Origin of the sequence: Streptomyces sp. NPDC050508 (assembly GCF_040655155.1) — a bacterium.
Classification (GTDB): Bacteria; Actinomycetota; Actinomycetes; order Streptomycetales; family Streptomycetaceae; genus Streptomyces.
The window spans coordinates 918059-936340 of sequence record NZ_JBFAJJ010000001.1; the positions used below are offsets into that span (position 1 = coordinate 918059).

Consider the following 18282-nt stretch of genomic DNA (forward strand, 5'->3'; position numbering starts at 1 on the left):
ACTCAGGAGGGGTCGCACCCTATGTGGGACGACGCGTTTCCGAGCTTTCTGATCGGACTGCGGGAGGGGCTGGAGGCGGGACTCATCGTCTCGATCCTGGTCGCGACCCTCGTCAGGGCCGACGCCAGGTCCCGGCTGCCGCAGGTGTGGACCGGCGTACTGGCCGCCATCGCCCTCGCGATGAGCTTCGGCGCGGTGCTCACGTTCACCGCGGCGAACCTCTCCGCTACCGCCCAGGAAGCCTTCGGCGGTGTCCTCAGCGTGATCGCCGTCGCGTTCGTCACCGCGATGGTGTTCTGGATGCGCCGCTCGGCCCGCACCTTCTCCGGCGAGATCAGGGAGAAGGTGGCCGGTGCGCTAGGCATGGGTGCGGGCGTGCTGATGCTCACCTCGTTCCTCGCGGTGGGCCGCGAGGGTCTGGAGACGGCCCTGTTCCTGTGGACCACGGCCCGCGCGGCCGGCGAGTCCGCAGGTCCCCTGACGGGCGCCGGTATCGGTCTCGTCCTCGCGGCGGCCCTGTGCTGGGGCCTGTACCGCCGGGTCCTCAGGATCAACCTGACGAAGTTCTTCACCGCCACCGGTGTCGTCCTCGTCGTCATCGCGGCGGGCGTCCTCGGCTACGGCCTGCGCGACCTCCAGGAGGGCGGCGTCCTCCCGGGCCTGACCACCTACGCCTTCGACCTCAGTGGCAGCGTCGACGCGGGCTCCTGGTACAGCACCCTCATCCAGGGTGTGTTCAACCTGATGCCGACGATGACATGGCTCCAAGTGGTGGGCTACGTCGGCTACTTGGCGGTGGTGATGCCCCTGTTCGTGCGTGGGGTGAAGAAGGAAACGCCCAAACCGACGCCCGCGACCGCCGAGTTGAGCGAATCACCCCCGTCGCCGCGTCGCCGCCCTGCCTGGGTCGTCCCGGTCGCCGTCGTGACCGTACCCGCGGTCGTCGCCGGTCTCGTCGTCGCCTTCGCCCGCCCCAAGCCCGCGAGTTCGGAGACCGTGGCCGTCTCCGAGACGGAGTGCGGCAAGGGCTTCACCGCGCCCGACACCGGACGCCAGACCTTCCAGATGCACAACACCGGCGACAAGACCGCCGAGGTGTATCTCATCGACCCCGCCACCGACGCGGTCTACGGCGAGGTCGAGGGCCTGGCCCCCGGCACCACCCGGGACCTGGTCGCCACCGTCGGGGGCGGCTCGTACGCCTGGCGCTGCGTGCCCACCGGCGCGAAGGCCGTCACCTCCGCCACGGTCCACGTCAGCGGCGGGGGAGGGGCGGTGAAGGCGGTCGTCCCCGTCTCCGAGAGCGACCTCGCCGCGCCCCTCAAGGCCTACAAGGTGTACGTCGACCAGGGCCTGGCCACCCTCGAAACCCAGACCCGGCAGCTCAGCGCCGACATCGCCGGCAATCACCTCGACAGGGCGCGCACCGACTGGCTGACCGCGCACCGCACTTACTCCTCGCTCGGTGCCGCCTACGGAACCTTCGAGGACTTCGACAAGAAGATCAACGGCCGGGCCGACGGGCTGGCCGGGGGAGTCGACGACAAGGACTTCGCGGGCTTCCACCGGATCGAGTACGGGCTGTGGCACGGGCAGTCGGCGGGCGAGTTGAAGGTGCCCGCGCAGCAACTCGTCGCCGCGGTAGTGGGGTTGCGGAAGGCGTTCCCCACCCAGGACTTCGACCCGGGCGACCTGCCGCTGCGGGCCCACGAAATCCTGGAGAACGCCCTGCAGTTCGAGCTGACCGGCGACACCGACGAGGGCAGCGGCACCAACCTCGCGACCGTCGACAGCAACCTCGCCGGCACCCGCGAACTGCTCACCGTACTCAAGCCGCTGCTGACCAAGGAGTCCCCGAAGCTGCTCCCCGGTGTCGACGCCGACATCGCGCGGGTGCAGAAGCTGCTCGACTCGGCGCACCAGGGCGGCAGTTGGACGCCCGTCGAGCAGCTGGACCAGGCGAGCAGGGTCCGACTCGACGGTGCCACCGGCCAGTTGCTGGAGGACCTGGCACCGGTGCCGGACCTGCTGGAGATCAGGAAGTCCGCCTGATGAGCGCCGAGAACACCGGCGGTACCGAGAACACCCGTAGCACCGAGAACATCCGTAGTGAGGGGAACCGTCCGATGCCGTCTGCTGAAACCCCGGGCTGCCCGGCCGGAGCCGGCCGCCGCTCCTTCGTCCGGACGGCGCTCGGCGCCGGGGCCGCCGGAGCGGTGCTGGCCGGTGGGGCGTTCGCGCTCGCCGAGACCGGAGGCAGCGCCCAGGCGCAGGCCGCGGACACCACGAACGCCGCCAAGGTGCCCTTCCACGGCACTCACCAGGCGGGCATCCTCACCCCCGCACCGGCCGCGGCGACCTTCGTCTCCCTCGACGTCATCGCCGACAACCGCGCCGAACTGACCGAACTGCTGCGCACGATCACCGAACGCGCCCGCTTCCTCACCGCCGGCGGCACCCCCGCCGACCTCGGCGTCGGCGCACCGCCCGCCGACAACGGCATCCTCGGACCGGACGTACCCGCCGACGCCCTCACGGTCACCGTCGGCGTGGGCGCCTCCCTCTTCGACGACCGCTACGGACTCGCCAAGGCCAAGCCGCGCCGGCTGACCCCGATGAAGACGTTCCCGAACGACAACCTGCGCGCCGCGGAGTGCCACGGCGACTTGTCGCTCCAGGTGTGCGCTGCCCGCCAGGACACGGTGCTGCACGCGCTGCGCGACATCGCCCGGCACACCCGAGGCGGCATGCAGATCAAGTGGCGCATCGACGGCTTCCAGAACACCCCGCGCCCCACCGGCGCCCAGCGCAACCTGCTCGGCTTCAAGGACGGCATAGCCAACCCGGACGTGAAGTCCGCCCGTGAGACCGACCGGCTGATCTGGGTCGGGGACGCACAGGGCGAGCCCGCCTGGGCGAGCGGCGGCAGCTACCAGGTGATCCGCATCATCCGCATGCTGGTCGAGTTCTGGGACCGCGTCTCGCTCAGCGAGCAGGAGCTTATGTTCGGCCGCCGCAAGGACACCGGTGCTCCGCTGGACGGCGCCAAGGAGACCGACATCCCGCACTACGCCAAGGACCCCAAGGGCACGGCGATCCCGCTCGACGCCCACATCCGCCTCGCCAACCCGCGCACCGCGGCCACCGACACCTCGCGCATCCTGCGCCGCGGCTACAACTACGACCGGGGTATCGACGACGTCGGCAACCTCGACATGGGCCTGGCCTTCTGCTGCTACCAGCAGGACGTCCAGCGGCAGTTCGAGGCGACGCAGACCCGGCTGATCGACGAACCCCTCGTCGACTACATCTCCCCGACGGGCGGCGGCTACTTCTACGCGCTGCCCGGTGTGCGGAATGCCAAAGACTGGCTCGGGCGGGGTTTGATGGCGGCCTGACCTGGTATTTTTCCTTCCCTTGAGCAAGACCTTCCGTGGGCTTTGCCGACCGTTACTGCGAATGGGTTGCAGGTACGGGAGGATGGCACGAGGTTGCAGTCCGCGACCGCGTACCCGGAAGAAAGACCCCCTTGATGACGGCCGCCCCCGAGTCCGACCCGACCCTCCCCGTCACGGCCGCGACTTCGCGGCCGTCGGTCTGGTACCGCGTCCGTACGTCCATGACGCGGCAGGAGTGGACCAGGGTCGGCGGGATGGCCGGCTTCATCCTGGCGCTGCACGTGATCGGCTGGTTCACGCTCGTGTGGATCGTCGCGCCCGGGCACTACAGCGTCGGCGAGAAGTCCTTCGGCATCGGCATGGGCGTGACCGCGTACACGCTCGGCATGCGGCACGCGTTCGACGCGGACCACATCGCGGCCATCGACAACACGACCCGCAAGCTGATGAGCGAGGGGAAGCGGCCCCTGTCGGTGGGCTTCTGGTTCTCGCTCGGCCACTCCAGCATCGTCTTCGGCCTGACCCTCCTGCTCTCCCTCGGCGTCAAGGCCCTGGCGGGCCCGGTCCGCGACGACAACTCCCAACTCCACGACGTCACCGGCCTGATCGGTACGACCGTCTCGGGCACGTTCCTCTACGTCATCGCCGGCATCAACCTCGTCATCCTGGCCGGCATCTGGAAGGTGTTCCGCCAGATGCGCTCGGGCGACTTCGACGAGGTCGCGCTGGAGGAGCACCTGAACAACCGGGGCTTCATGAACCGCATCCTCGGCCGCTTCATGAAGTCGATCACCAAGTCCTGGCAGATGTACCCGCTGGGCCTGCTGTTCGGCCTCGGCTTCGACACGGCCACCGAGATCGCGCTGCTGGTGCTCGCCGGCTCGGGCGCCGCGTCCGGCCTGCCCTGGTACGCGATCCTGTGCCTGCCGGTCCTGTTCGCCGCCGGCATGTCGCTGCTCGACACGATCGACGGCACGTTCATGAACTTCGCCTACGGCTGGGCCTTCTCCAAGCCGGTCCGCAAGGTCTACTACAACCTCACGATCACCGGCCTCTCCGTCGCCGTCGCCCTGATCATCGGGACAGTCGAACTCCTGGGCCTGTTCGCCGAGAAGCTCGACCTCCACGGCTTCTTCTGGGACTGGGTCGCGGGCCTCGACCTCAACGTCATCGGCTTCCTCATCGTCGGCCTGTTCTTCGCGACCTGGATCGTGGCCCTGCTGGTGTGGAAGTTCGGCCGTATCGAGGACAAGTGGACGGCGGGCCTGGCCCGGCCGGCGGAGCAGCCCGCCGAATAGGCTCAGGGCCGAACGCCCAACTCCTGCCGCCACTTCACGATCTGCTTCTCCGGGTCCCCGGTGTACGACCAGGGAGTCGGCGTCGCCCGGCGGCCCAGCATCGTCAGCACGGGCGCCGAGACATCCGTCGTCCCCGCGTAACAGGCCGCGTGCGCAAGGTAGTTGAGGTCACGGAGTTCGCCGGGCGGGACGGCGCCCTCCTCGCGGGCGGCGATCCAGCGCTGCCAGGTGCGGCGTACGTCACTGACGGCGCCGTCGTGGCTCCAGTGCTGGCCGAGGCCCACCGCGGCCTGCCGGCCCTTCGCGGTGTCGAGGACGTAGCGGTACTCCTCGACGCGCGCGTACTGCACCAGCACCGGCAGCGGGCAGCCGGGCGGTGCCACGCCCGCCGCGTCGCGCGCGAAGTCGTACATGAGGCCGTGGCTGCCGTGCCAGCGGGAGGAGTAGTAGTGGAGGACCTGGAGGTGGCCCTCGACGCTGTAGGGGTCGCGCCGGTGCAACTCGTCCCACCAGCGGGCGAGTTCCTGCCGGCGTACCCCCGACGGATAGAGGCGGGCGACGGAGATCAGGGTGATCCACGGCGTGGGGTCGTCCGGATACGACTCCGTGGCCTGGAGGCAGGCCATGACGGCGGCGTCGATGCGGTTCCGGTCGATCGGCACGCCCCGGCCCGCCGCGATGGCCATGTTGAAGGCCCGGGCCGTCTCCGTCGCCGCCCGCAGGGTGAGTGCGTCGCCGCTGTGGGGTTCGGCGGCCAGCCACGACTCCACCGTCGAACTGCCCGCGCAGGCCTGTGCGAGCGTCCGGACCCGGTGGCCACGGCTGAGCCAGTGCGCGCCGGTGTCCCGCAGCAGGTCCCGCAGGCCCTGCCAGCGGCCGATGACGATGTCGTGGCGGGCGGAACTGAGGGGTACGTCCCCGCAGTAGGGGTCGAAGTCGGGGGTGTAGCGGTCACGCGCCATCGGGTGCCCCTCAGAAGTCGGTCGGGAGACCCTGATGGACCCTGGACTGTTCGGGCAGGAAGTCGTCGGGGACGTAGTCCGTCTCGACGGTGTGCGTGGCGTCGAGCCGCGAGGGCCGGTAGTAGTCGCTGCCCTGCCGCCAGTACCAGAGCATCGGAACCAGACCCACGGCCAGCCCGCCGATGCCGATACCGATGGCCGCGCTGCTCAGGTCGCCGAGCGACTCGACGAAGATCCAGAACATGAACAGGGCGCCGAACAGCGGCCACAGCCCGCCGAAGAGGAAGTTCGCCGCCGACTTGAACAGCATCTTGCGGTAGGCGACGACCACCGCCAGGCCCGCCAGGCCGTAGTACACGGCGATCTGCAGACCGATCGCCGAGATCGCGTCGACGAGGATCTCGCCCACCGAGCCGAGCGCGTTGGAGGCGATGAACATCACCAGCGCCACCCCGCCGACCACGGTGATCGCCACCCAGGGCGTGTTCCAGGTGCGGTGCACCTTGCCCAGCGCGGCCGGCATCGTACGATCGCGGCCCATCGCGAACAGTGATCGCGTGACCTGGATGAGGGTGGTCTCCAGGGTGGCGATGGTCGACAGCATCACCGACACGATGAGCAACTTGCCACCCCAGCCCGGCCACAACTCGTCGCCGAGCACGGCCAGCACGTTGGCGTCGTTGCTCTCGATCTGCCGCGAGGTCAGGATGATGTTCACCGCGATGGTGAACACCTCGAAGAGCAGGAAGACGATGCCGACGCCGATCAGGCCCGCGAGTCCGGTCGTACGACGGCTGTTGCGGGTCTCCTCGCTGAGGTTGCTGGTGACGTCCCAACCCCAGTAGTAGAACGCGGCGATGAGCGCGCCCGACGCGAAGCCGGACACCCCGTCGAAGTGGCTGAAGCCCAGCCAGGACCAGTCGAAGGCGCGGGCGTTGTCGCTGTGGACGACGGCGAACACCGCGAACAGCGCCAGTATCCCCAACTCGACACCGGACATGAGGAGTTGGGCCCGGACCGTGAGCCGGGCCCCGCCGAGCACCACGAGCAGCATGATCACGAACCACGCGGCACCGACCACCGTCGACAACGCCGTGTTGTCCGCGAGGCTTTGATCGAAGAGGGACAGCGTCATCGACCCGGCGGGCAGTGACCCGGCCACCATGAAGATGGTCGCGGAGACCACCAGGGCCCAGCCGCTGATGAAACCGAGAAAGGGGTGGAGGGTGCGGCCCACCCAGGAGTAACTGGCCCCCGCGTTCACGTCGATACGGCCGAGATAGCTGAACGCCAGCGCGATGCCCAGCATCGGTATCGCGCAGTAGAGAAGGGCTGCAGGGCTGGCCAGGCCGACCGCGCCGACCAGGACCGCGGTCGTCGCCGCCAGCGAGTACGCCGGGGCGCTGCCCGCCACGGCCATCACCACGGTGTCGAACGTACCGAGGGCGTTGGCCTGCAGCCCTCTGCCCCTGTTGTTGCTCATGGATGCGCTGCTTTCCGTCTTGCACGACGTGGGGGGTTGCGCGAACCGGCCCCGGACCCGGAGATGGGGTGGCCTCGGGTCAGTGGCCGGTCGGAACAACAAATCGGGGGTGGTGGATACCCGTTGAACCGCTGCGTCGGCGGACGGTCACACCGTGTGTGGGTGTGATGATAGCCGTACCTCTTGACCTTTCAAGATTGACCAGCGAGTAATCTCCTGTGAACGGTCAGTCGCCGAGTCGGTCGATCTGCCGCAGTTTGTTCGTCGCGTCGAGGGCGGCGACCTTGTAGGACTCGGCGAGCGTCGGGTAGTTGAAGACCGCGTCCACGAGATAGTCGACCGTGCCGCCGCAGCCCATCACCGACTGGCCGATGTGAATGAGTTCCGTGGCGCCGGTACCGAAGCAGTGCACGCCGAGCAGGGTGCGGTCCGTGGGGGAGACCAGCAGCTTGAGCATGCCGTGCGAGTCGCCGATGATCTGGCCGCGCGCGAGTTCGCGGTAGCGGGAGATGCCGACCTCGAACGGCACGCACTCCTCGGTGAGTTGGTCCTCGGTCTTCCCGATGAAACTGATCTCCGGGATGGTGTAGATGCCGATCGGCTGCCGGTCGTCGATCCGGTGCACCGGCTCACCACAGGCGTGGTACGCGGCCGTACGGCCCTGCTCCATCGAGGTCGCCGCCAGGGCCGGGAAGCCGATGACGTCGCCGACCGCGTAGATGTGCGGCACCGCGGTGCGGAAGTTCTCGTCGACGTCGATCCGGCCGCGCCGGTCGGCGGACAACCCGGCCTTGTCCAGGTCGAGTTCGTCGGTGAGGCCCTGCCGTCCCGCGGAGTACATCACGGCGTCGGCCGGGATCTTCTTGCCGCTCTCCAGGACGGTCAGTGTGCCGTTGGTGTGCCGCTCGACGGCGGCGACGGTCTCCCCGAAGCGGAAGGTGACGGCGAGGTCCCGCAGGTGGTACTTGAGCGACTCGATGACCTCCAGGTCGCAGAAGTCGAGCATCCCGGCGCGCTTCTCCACCACGGTGATCTTGCTGCCGAGCGCGGCGAACATCGAGGCGTACTCCATGCCGATGACGCCCGCGCCCACGATGACCATGGACCGTGGGACCTTGGGCAGGTCGAGGACGTTGTCCGAGTCCATGATGGTCCGCCCGTCGAACTCGACGGTGTCCGGCCGCGCGGGGCGGGTACCGGTGGCGATGACGATGTGCTCCGCGGTCAACAGCCGTTCGTGGCCGGTGATTTCGGTGAGCGCGACGGTGTGCGGGTCGACGAAGCGGCCCGTGCCGGCGAACAGGGAGACCTGGTTGCGGGACAACTGGTTGCGGATGACGTCCACTTCACGACTGACCACGTGCTGAGTGCGCGCGGTCAGGTCGCCGACGGTGATGTCGTCCTTCAGGCGATAGCTCTGCCCGTACAGATCGCGCTGGGTGAGGCCGGTGAGATAGAGCACCGCCTCGCGCAGCGTCTTGGAGGGAATGGTCCCGGTGTGGATGGAGACCCCACCGACCATGTCGGGGCGGTCGACGACGGCGACCCGGCGGCCGAGCTTGGCCGCGGCGATGGCGGCCTTCTGGCCACCCGGTCCTGAACCGATGACAAGCATGTCGAAGTCGGGCACCTCCGGAGTCTGTCAGCCGGAGCGCCTCCTCCGAAAGGGCGAACCGGTAACCGGGTGCCCACAAGGTGGCTAGGGGAGCAGTTTGTCCAGGGCAGCCGCCCCCTCTGCCTCGATCTTCCGCCGGGCCCACTCCAGACTCTCCGGGGTGACGTCCCGCCCGGCCGCCAGGACCACGTCCTCCGGGGCCACCTCGGTACCGGTGCGGGCGTGCAGCAGGGCGTCCGGTGTGACGCGGTCCTCGGGCTGTGCTGTCGACATGGCGCTTCCTCCCTGAGACCGGGCACGTGCCGTGGGTCCCACTCCCACGATTCCGTGCCCGTCCCCAGTGTGCATCCGGAAGAGTGGCCGACGGAGAACCTGAACCTAAGCTTGGAACCGGCCCCCGCGGGCCCGAACCAGGGAGGCTGCCGCGATGGTCGAGACCCCGCCCCAGCAGGACACCCCCACCGGACCCGGATATCTGCCCATCGCCGAGCACGGACTGATCGGCGATCTGCGGAGCGTGGCCCTGGTGGGGACCAACGGCACGATCGACTGGTACTGCTGCCCGTCCTTCGACGCTCCCAGCGTCTTCGCCGCCATCCTGGACGCGGAGCGCGGCGGCTCCTTCGAGCTCGCCGCCTCCGTCCCCGCCCGCACCAAGCAGTTCTACTTCCCCGACACCAACGTCCTGATCACCCGGTTCTTCACCGAGGACGGCGTCGGTGAGGTCCAGGACTTCATGCCGGTGACCGGGGAGACGGACGAGTCCGCCAGGCACCGCCTGATCCGGCGTGTGCTGTGCGTGCGCGGCTCGGTCCCGTTCCGGACCAAGGTCGCCCCGAGGTTCGACTACGGTGCCAGCCCGCACACCGCGCGGATGGTCGGCGATGTCGCCCTCTTCGAGTCCGCCGAGAAGTCCCTCGCCCTGACCGCCACCGTGCCGCTGGAGTGTGACGGCGTCGACGTGTGGGCCGACTTCAAGCTCGACGAGGGCGAGTCCGAGGTGTTCGCCCTCGACCAGGTCGACGGCGAGGTGACCTCCCGTCCCTGCGCACGGCAGGAGGCCGAGGACGAGTTCGCCTCGACGGTCGCCTACTGGCGGCGCTGGCTGTCCCAGTCCCGCTACCGGGGCCGCTGGCGCGAGATGGTGCACCGCTCGGCCCTCACCCTCAAGCTGCTGACCTACGCCCCCACCGGCGCGATTGTCGCCGCCCCCACCACCAGCCTCCCCGAACAGCTCGGCGGCGAGCGCAACTGGGACTACCGCTACGTCTGGATCCGCGACGCCGCCTTCTGCGTCTACGCGCTCCTGCGCCTCGGCTTCACCGGCGAGGCCAAGGCGTTCATGCAGTTCGTGACCCGCTACATCAGCCCCGGCGACGGCAACCCGTCGGGCCCGCTCCAGATCATGTACGGCATCGACGGCCGCACCGAACTCACCGAACACGAACTCCCGCACCTCGAAGGCCACCAGAAATCCGCCCCGGTCCGCGTCGGCAACGCCGCGGCCGACCAGCTCCAACTCGACATCTACGGCGCCCTGATCGACTCCATCTACCTCTACGACAAGTGGGCCGAGCCCATCTCCAGCGCCCAGTGGGACGACGTGTGCGCCCTGGTCGAGTGGGTCTGCGAGAACTGGGACCAGCCGGACGAGGGCGTCTGGGAGACCCGCGGCGGCCGCAAGAACTTCCTCTACTCACGGCTGATGTGCTGGGTTGCGATCGAACGCGCGATCCGCCTCGCCAACCGCCGCGGCCTGCCCGCCAACCTGCCGTACTGGGGCCAGTGCCGCGACACCATCTACCGCCGCATCATGGACCGCGGCTGGTCGACCAAACGCCAGGCCTTCGTCCAGTACGAGGGCAGCGACGTGCTCGACGCCGCGCTGCTGATGATGCCGCTGGCGAAGTTCATCGCGCCCACCGACCCCAAGTGGCTGTCCACCCTGGACGCGTTGACCGAGGAACTCGTCTCCGACTCGCTCGTCTACCGCTACAACCCGCAGGCCAGCCCCGACGGCCTGCGCGGCGACGAGGGCACGTTCTCGATCTGCTCCTTCTGGTACGTCGAGGCCATGGTCCGCGCCGGCCGCGTCGACGAAGCCCGCCTCGCCTTCGAGAAGATGCTCACCTACGCCAACCATCTCGGCCTGTACGCCGAGGAGATCGGCCGCACCGGCGAGCAACAGGGCAACTTCCCGCAGGCGTTCACCCATCTCGCCCTGATCAGCGCCGCGTTCAACCTGGACCGGGCCCTGGGCTGATCCGGCTCCGCTCGTCCGCGTCGCGCAACAAGTGTCACTGAGGTGTCACAGCCCTCCGTGACGCCACAACTACCGTGGCATGTCTCGTGTCGAACCCGTTGACCGCAACACATTTGATCCACGGGGGAACACATCATGACGAACGTGTCACGCAAGAAGGTCTCCGCCACCGTCGCGTCCGCGACCTTCCTGCTCCTGGCCGGCGCCGGCATCGTCGCCGCACCGGCCAGCTACGCGGGCGTCCCCGGCGGCACCAGCGCCGTCGACCGCAACAGCGACTTCAACGGGGACGGCTACGACGACGTCCTGATCGGCGCTCCGGACGGCACCGTCGACGGCAAGGCGGGCGCCGGTTACGTCACCGTCCAGTACGGCGCCCCGAACGGCATCGCCACCAACAACACCGTCCCCAAGGGCCGTACGGCCGTCATCAGCCAGTCCACGCCCGGCGTCCCCGGCACCTCGGAGACCTACGACTCCTTCGGCCAGGCGATCGCCACCGGCGACGTGGACGGCGACGGCTACGACGACGCGATCATCGGCGCGCCCGGCGAGGACGAGGGCAGCCTTGAGAACGCCGGCCGTGTCACCGTCCTGTATGGCTCCAAGGCCGGCCTGGGCGCCGAGGCGAACGCCTCCTTCACCTCCACCAAGCCCGCCGCGGGCGCGCGGTTCGGGCAGTCCGTGGCGGCGGCCCGCTTCACCGGGGCGACCGACGCCGACGAGATGGCCGTACTGGACGACAACGGCGCCCAGATCTTCACCTACCACACCGGCATCCTGCACTCGATGGGCGCCCTGAACACGACCACCGCCCCCGGCGGCCACCGCATCCAGCCCGCCTACCTCACCACCGGCGACTACGACCGCAACGGCTTCGCCGACCTGGTCGTCTCCGGGTACAGCCCCGACGACGACTACCAGCAGGGCTGGTCGGCCCTCTACGCGGGCGGCGAGACCTCGCTGACGTACCGTCAGGACCTGAACGGCGGCCTCGGCACCGCCTCCGGCGACATCAACGGCGACGGTTACGACGACCTCGTCCTCGGCCAGCTCAGCAGCGCCGATGACAGGGCGGAGGGCGACGACGGCGGCAAGATCGCTGTCTATCTCGGCAGCTCGGAGGGTGTCGGCGGTGAGGAGGGTCCCGGCATCCCCGCGCAGTGGTGGTCGCAGAACTCCCCGGGCGTGCCCGGCACTTCGGAGCACGGCGACGGCTGGGGCAACGACCTGTCCGTCGGCGACGTCGACGGCGACGGCTACGCGGACGTGGCCGTCGGCGCGCCCGGCGAGGACATCGGCACCGTCCAGGACGCGGGCGCCGTATGGCTGTTGCGCGGTTCGCGCGACGGCGTGACCGCGACCGGCGCCCAGTCCTTCGACCAGAACACCGCCGGGATTCCGGGCACCGCCGAGGCGGACGACATCTGGGGCTCCCAGGTCCGGCTGGCGGACACGAACCGCGACGGCCGCGCCGAACTCGTCGCCTCCGCCCCGGGTGAGAACTCCGGTGATGGCTATGTGTGGTTGCTCCCCGCGGGCCCGAACGGCCTGCTCGCCGACGGTTCTTCGCTGTACAGCGCGGCGGACCTCGGCGGCGCCGCGAAGGCGGCCCACTTCGGGGCGGCGATCGACGAGTAGGGGCGCGAAGTGCCGGGCCCGGGGCGGATGTTCACCCCGGGCCCGGACTCACAGCGCCTGTTCGGCCCAGATGACCTTGCCCGCCGGTGTGTACCGGGTGCCCCAGCGCTCGGAGAGCTGGGCCACCAGGAACAGACCCCGGCCGCCCTCGTCCGTCATCGCCGCGTACCGCAGATGCGGCGAGGTGGTGCTGCCGTCGTAGACCTCGCAGATCAGGGTGCGGTCGCGCAACAAGCGTACGCGGACGGGGTCGTTGCCGTAGCGGATCGCGTTGGTGACCAGTTCGCTGAGGATCAGTTCGGTGGTGAACGTCAGCTCGTCCAGGCCCCAGTGCGTGAGTTGGCGGGTGACCGAGGCGCGCATGTCGGAGACGGCCGCCGGGTCGGACGGGACGCGCCACTCGGCGATCCGGTCGGCGCCCAGCGCGCGGGTGCGGGCGACGATCAGGGCGATGTCGTCGCTCGGTCGCACCGACAACTCCGAGTCGAGTACGGCCCGGCAGGTGTCCTCGGGCGAGTCGCCGGAGTGGGTGAGCGCGGTGCGCAGCATCTCCAGGCCGACGTCGATGTCCCGTTCCCGGTCCTCGACCAGACCGTCCGTGTAGAGGACCAGCCGGCTGCCCTCGGCCAGCTCCAACTCGGCCGTCTCGAAGGGGAGTCCGCCGAGGCCCAGCGGGGGTCCTGCGGGGACGTCGGGGAACTCGACGGTGCCGTCCGGGAGGATCAGCGCCGGTGGTGGGTGACCGGCGCGGGCGACGGTGCAGCGCAGGGTCACCGGGTCGTAGATCGCGTACAGGCAGGTCGCGCCGGTGACCGGGGCGTTGCTGTCCTCGGTCGTCTCGTCCTGGTCGATCCGGCCGACCAACTCGTCCAGCAGGCCCAGGAGTTCGTCCGGTGGAAGGTCCAGCGCGGAGAAGTTGTGGACCGCCGTGCGCAGTCGGCCCATGGTGGCTGCCGCGTGCAGGCCGTGTCCTACGACATCGCCGACGACCAGGGCGACCCGGGCGCCGGACAACGGCAGGACGTCGAACCAGTCCCCGCCGACCCCGGCCTTCGCGGGCAGATAGCGGTAGGCGACGTCGAGCGCGCTCTGCTCGGGTAGGCGGCGGGGCAGCAGGCTGCGCTGGAGTGTCACCGCCATGCCGTGTTCGCGGGTGTAGCGGCGGGAGTTGTCGATGGAGACGGCGGCGCGGGCGACGAGTTCCTCGGCGAGGGCCAACTCCTCCACGTCGAAGGGGTCCGGCTTGTCGGAGCGCCAGAAGTTGACCACGCCGAGGATGAGGGCCCCGGCCCGCAGCGGCACGGTGATCAGGGAGTGGATGCCGTACTCGACGACCTGCGCGGTGCGCTCCGGGTCCTGGGTGAGCCAGCCGGGGGCGTCGCTGAGCCGGGCTTCGACGACGGCCTCCCCGGTGTCGAGGCTGCGTGCCTGCGGGGAGGACGCCACGAACTGGATCTGTTTGCCGACCGGGTAGAGCGGGGCGTCGTCCCGGACCCCGCTGTACGCCGTGCGGCGCAGCTCGGTGCCGGGCTGCGGCTCCTCGCCGCTCAGTACGGCGTCGTAGAGGTCGACCGTGACGAAGTCCGCGAAGCGGGGGACTGCCAGTTCGGCGAGTTCCTCGGCGGTGCGGGTGACGTCCAGGCTGGTGCCGATGCCCACTCCGGCGTCGTAGAGCATGTTGAGGCGTTCGCGGGCGACCTCGGCGCGGCCGGAGAGGGCGCGCAGTTCCGTGGAGTCGCGGAGCGTGGTGACGCTGCCGGGCGGGCCGCCCTCCAGGTCGGTGGGGCGTTGGTTGACGGCGAGCAGTCGGCCGCCGACCCGGTGCACCTCGTCCGTCGCGACCCGCGCCGAGGCCAGCAGGGCGGTCATGTCGGTGTCGAGTCCGAGGTCGAGGACCAGGCGTCCCTCGCCGTTCTCGGGCAGGTCGAGCAGCTGGCGGGCCTCGTCGTTGGCGAGGAGCAGCCGGCCCTCGCCGCTGACGATGATTACGCCCTCCCGTACGGCGTGCAGCACCGCGTCGTGGTGCTCGTACATCCGGGTCATCTCGTGCGGGCCCAGGCCGTGGGTCTGGTGCTGGAGGCGTCTGGTGACGAGGGCCGTACCGCCGAGGGCGAGGGCGAGTGCCACGCCCGCGGCGGTCAGCAGGAGCGGCAGCTGCTGGTCGGCGGCGCCGCCCACGTTCGCCTTCGTCACCCCGGCCGAGACCAGGCCGACGACGGTGCCGCCGGCGCCGCGGACCGGGACCACGGCCTGCACCAGCGGTCCGATGGTGCCGGTGATCTCCTCGGTGACGACGTGCCCGGCCAGCGCGGGGGCGATGTCCCCGACGAACTTCTTGCCGATGCGGTCCGGTTTGGGGTGGGTGTAGCGGATCCCGTCGGTGTTCATCACGACGATGAAGTCGACCTTGGACGTCTTGCGGGCGGCCTCGGCACGCGGCTGGAGGATCGCCGTGGGGTTCGCGCTGTGCAGGGCCGCGACCGTGCCCGGCGCGTTGGCGAAGGTCTCGGCGACGGCCACCGACCGGTTGCGGGCCTCCTGCGTACTGTCGTGCCGCACCTGAAGGACCTGCGCCACCACGGCCGACACGACCAGCAGCAGCACGATCACCACCTGCAGCATGAACACCTGCCCGGCGACGCTACGGCCGCCGAGACCGGTCCGCCGGTGCCGGTGTTCGCGCGCCCGACGGGCACGGTCGTACGGGCGCTGCGCGCGCAGACCGTCGGGGCGGTGGGTCGACCGGGCCCCGGGCCGACCCGTCAGGCGGACCATGTGCCCATGTCTACACTGCCTGACCTCAGGAGGCGAGGGGCGTCACAGGCGGTGACAGGCCGTGGTCGGCCGGGGGTCACGGGTGCCGTCCGGGCTTGGCGCGGCGGGCCGCGAGCAGCAGCGCGATGTCGTCGGGGCGGTCGGCCGCGTGCCGGGCCGTCGCGGTGAGCCGGTCGGCGACACCGGCCAGGGAACGGCCGCCGGGTCGTGCGGCGGGCCCGCCCGCCCTGGCGAGGGCGACGCGCAGGGCGGCGATCCCGTCGTCGATGTCGACGCCGGGCCGCTCGACCAGGCCGTCGGTGTAGAGCGCCAGGATGGAGTCGGGCTCCAGTCGTAGCTCTGTCACCGGGTACTGGGCGTGCGGGTCCACCCCGAGCACGACGCCCCCGGGTATGTCCCAGACGCGGGTGCGGCCGTCCGGGGTACGTATCAGCGGTGGCGGATGCCCGGCCCGGGCGACCTGGACCAGCCCGCTCGCCGGGTCCAGCCGGAGGTAGCAGCAGCTCGCGAACTGGCCGGGGTCGAGGTCGATGAGGAGATGGTTGGTGCCGCTCATCACCTCGTCGGGCGGGCGGTCGCCGAGCGCGAACGCCCGTACCGCGCTGCGGAGTTGGCCCATGGTGGCGGCTGCCTGGACGCCGTGCCCCTGCACGTCGCCGATGACGAGGGCGAGACCGTCACCGGACTCGACGACGTCGTACCAGTCGCCGCCCACCTCCATGCCCTGGGTGCCCGGCAGATAGCGCCCGGCGGTCTCCACCTGCGGGTGGGCCGACAGGCGGCGGGGGAGAAGGGCCTGCTGGAGGCCGCGGGCGAGGGCGGCCTCGGAGTCGTAGCGCTGGGCCTTCTCCATCGCGTGGGCGATCAGGCCGGCGAGGGCGGTGAGTACCGCGCGCTCCTCGGTGCTGAAGCTGCGGGACCGGTCGAAGCCCAGGATGGCCGAGCCGACCGGGCGCCCGGACGCGATCAGCGGCAGGAACGCGCGGGCCCCCACCTCCGCGTCCAGGGGGATGCCCGGGTAGGCGTCGGAGAGCTGTTGCATGGAGTCGAAGAAGAGCGGGCGTCCGCTGGTGAGGGTCTCGACACCGGGCAGCTTCACGTCGAGTCCGACCCCGTCGAAGGGGGCGAGGAAGCCCTGCGGGAAGCCGGTCTCCCAGGCCAGGTACAGATGGCGTTCCTGCAACAGGTAGATCGCGAGCCGTCGGCCGCCGAACGCGGGCAGCAGTTCCTTCATGACGACCGCGGACACCTGGCGGGCGGTGACCGCCTCCGTCAGCGCGATGGCGAGCACGATCGGCCGGTACAGCGGGGCCAGCGAGGTGACGCCGTTCTCCGCGGCTTCGGCGCCGTCGGCGTGCACGGGCACCAGCGGGAGCAGCGGGCCCGCCACGCGGGCCGACGGGGCGACCGTGCAGGTCAGGTGGTTCTGGCCGGGATGGACGGCCATCGCGAGCCAGTCGCCCTCGTACGGCTCCTGCTTCTCCTGTCCGTCCGGACGCCGGACGTGGAAGTGCACCGGCCCCAGCGACAGCAGGGCGCCGCGCAGCTGGTCCTCGCAGCCGATCTGGTTCAGCCAGGGCACGCCCTCCCACAGCGGGCGGCCCAGCAGCTCCTCGCGCGGCCGGCCCAGCAACTGGGCGGCGCGGGGGTTGGCGTAGGTGACCAGGCCCAGCCGGTCCAGGCAGAACACGCCGTCCGGGAGCAGATCGGCCGCGCTGTCGGCCATCGGAGCCCGGCCCGGGTCGAGGACGACGCCGCTGACCGGATGCCCGCCGCCCGGCGGGACGGGTCCCGCGTCGCGCGTCCACAGGTCCAGCAGCCGGGTCGTACCGTCCGCGGCCCGTACGTGCAGCGGGAGCGGCGGGGGTTTCCCGGCTGCTGTGGCCCGCAGCGCCGCCATGACCTGGTGCGCGTCGGCCGGGGCCACGGCGTCCGCGATGGCCTGCGCGGTGCCGGAGAACTCCGCGGGCTCCACCCCCAGCAGGGCGTGCAGGGAACCGTCCCCGGTCACGACGGCCGTCGCCGGATCCCAGACGAACCGTGCCATACGGCCCTCGGGGCGGTGCGTGGCCGCCGGGTGGACGCACACGGGCTCGCCGTCCCAGGCGACACACGGCCCGTCCTCGTCCTTGTGCTCGTCCTCCAGCTCCCGCAGCGCGTGCCCCAGCTCCTCGGCCAGCCGTGTCATACGGTCCAGGCCGGTCAGTACCTCGGTGGCGTCCGACGCCGAGGGGCGCAGCACGGTCAGCACGCCGTACGTCGTCGACCTGCTGATGACCGGCACGTACAGGGACCCGAACTGGAAGGGCAGACTGGCCGCGAACTGGGGGTAGCGGCGCATGGTCTCGGTGGCGTTCGGCAGGACCACCTGGACGCCGAGTCGGTAGGCGTCAGCGACGGGGAACTTGCTGTCGACGTGCAGCCGGCTCCAGGGGCGGAACAGCGGCCCGGGCAGCCCCGCGAGCACGGCGAGGCGCAGCAGTCCGGACGTGCTCGACCGCAGATAGACGCCCCCCGAGTGGCCGCCGGCCGCGTCGACGGCCTCCGTCGAGGCGTCGATCAGCAGCTCGGCCAACCGTCCGGGCGTCCCCTTCTCGCGCTCGGCACTCCCAGTCATTGGGGCTCTACCTCGTCCCTGTGGCGCCGGGTGGGTGACACAGCAAGAATGCGCCAGGACGCGGCCGGGGTCACCTGGGCGGACGGGACGGGCTGGAGAGGCACGGGTATCGCCGGTCTGCCGGTGTCTGATGAAGTGATCAAGAGTGACTCAAGTGTCGGTGTCGGGTGCTGGGTACGGTGCGGTGTCGTCGGTCCATGACGAAGGCCCCTCGGCGCGGGTGCCGAGAG

At 70.5% G+C, this 18282-nt stretch carries 11 protein-coding genes; 5 read left to right on the forward strand and 6 right to left on the reverse strand.

The genetic code is table 11. From position 1 onward, the window contains the following. Positions 1–21 precede the first annotated feature (21 nt). The 3 genes from efeU to AB0I69_RS04165 all read left to right on the forward strand — a co-directional run bounded on the left by efeU (position 22) and on the right by AB0I69_RS04165 (position 4696). Positions 22–2052, forward strand: a complete 2031-nt coding sequence (efeU, locus tag AB0I69_RS04155) for an iron uptake transporter permease EfeU (RefSeq protein ID WP_363093956.1) — start codon at positions 22–24, stop codon at positions 2050–2052. Between the two features lie 74 nt (positions 2053–2126). Beyond that, positions 2127–3398, forward strand: coding sequence for an iron uptake transporter deferrochelatase/peroxidase subunit (efeB, locus tag AB0I69_RS04160; protein ID WP_363094167.1), 1272 nt, complete (start codon positions 2127–2129; stop codon positions 3396–3398). Positions 3399–3619: 221 nt separating this feature from the next. Beyond that, entirely contained in the window at positions 3620–4696 is a 1077-nt protein-coding gene (locus tag AB0I69_RS04165; protein ID WP_363094168.1) for a HoxN/HupN/NixA family nickel/cobalt transporter, read from the forward strand. A 2-nt stretch (positions 4697–4698) separates the two neighbouring features. On the opposite strand, the gene AB0I69_RS04170 is transcribed toward AB0I69_RS04165, so the two are convergent. From AB0I69_RS04170 to AB0I69_RS04185, 4 genes are all read right to left on the reverse strand, one after another. Further along, on the reverse strand, positions 4699–5658 hold the full coding sequence (locus tag AB0I69_RS04170) for a hypothetical protein (protein WP_363093957.1): 960 nt from the start codon (positions 5656–5658) through the stop codon (positions 4699–4701). 10 nt (positions 5659–5668) lie between these two features. After that, entirely contained in the window at positions 5669–7141 is a 1473-nt protein-coding gene (locus AB0I69_RS04175; RefSeq protein WP_363093958.1) for an APC family permease, read from the reverse strand. 226 nt (positions 7142–7367) lie between these two features. Beyond that, entirely contained in the window at positions 7368–8771 is a 1404-nt protein-coding gene (gene sthA, locus AB0I69_RS04180) for a Si-specific NAD(P)(+) transhydrogenase (RefSeq protein WP_328675653.1), read from the reverse strand. 69 nt (positions 8772–8840) lie between these two features. Further along, positions 8841–9029 (reverse strand): hypothetical protein, encoded by a 189-nt coding sequence (locus tag AB0I69_RS04185; protein WP_363093959.1) that lies wholly within the window; start codon positions 9027–9029, stop codon positions 8841–8843. 154 nt (positions 9030–9183) lie between these two features. Here AB0I69_RS04185 and AB0I69_RS04190 point away from each other — a divergent pair, with 154 nt between their 5' ends. Together AB0I69_RS04190 and AB0I69_RS04195 are read left to right on the forward strand one after the other, a co-directional pair. Next, positions 9184–11019, forward strand: coding sequence for a glycoside hydrolase family 15 protein (locus AB0I69_RS04190; RefSeq protein WP_363093960.1), 1836 nt, complete (start codon positions 9184–9186; stop codon positions 11017–11019). A gap of 135 nt (positions 11020–11154) precedes the next feature. Beyond that, positions 11155–12660 carry an esterase gene (locus tag AB0I69_RS04195; protein WP_363093961.1) on the forward strand — a complete coding sequence of 502 codons (1506 nt, stop codon included), beginning with the start codon at positions 11155–11157 and terminating at the stop codon, positions 12658–12660. Positions 12661–12708: 48 nt separating this feature from the next. Here AB0I69_RS04195 and AB0I69_RS04200 read toward each other — a convergent pair whose 3' ends face one another. Both AB0I69_RS04200 and AB0I69_RS04205 read right to left on the reverse strand, forming a co-directional pair. Beyond that, positions 12709–15435, reverse strand: a complete 2727-nt coding sequence (locus tag AB0I69_RS04200; protein ID WP_363093962.1) for a SpoIIE family protein phosphatase — start codon at positions 15433–15435, stop codon at positions 12709–12711. Between the two features lie 76 nt (positions 15436–15511). Next, a complete protein-coding gene (locus AB0I69_RS04205) occupies positions 15512–18052 on the reverse strand; it encodes a SpoIIE family protein phosphatase (protein WP_363093963.1) in 2541 nt (846 codons plus the stop codon). Between the last annotated feature and the right edge of the window lie 230 nt (positions 18053–18282).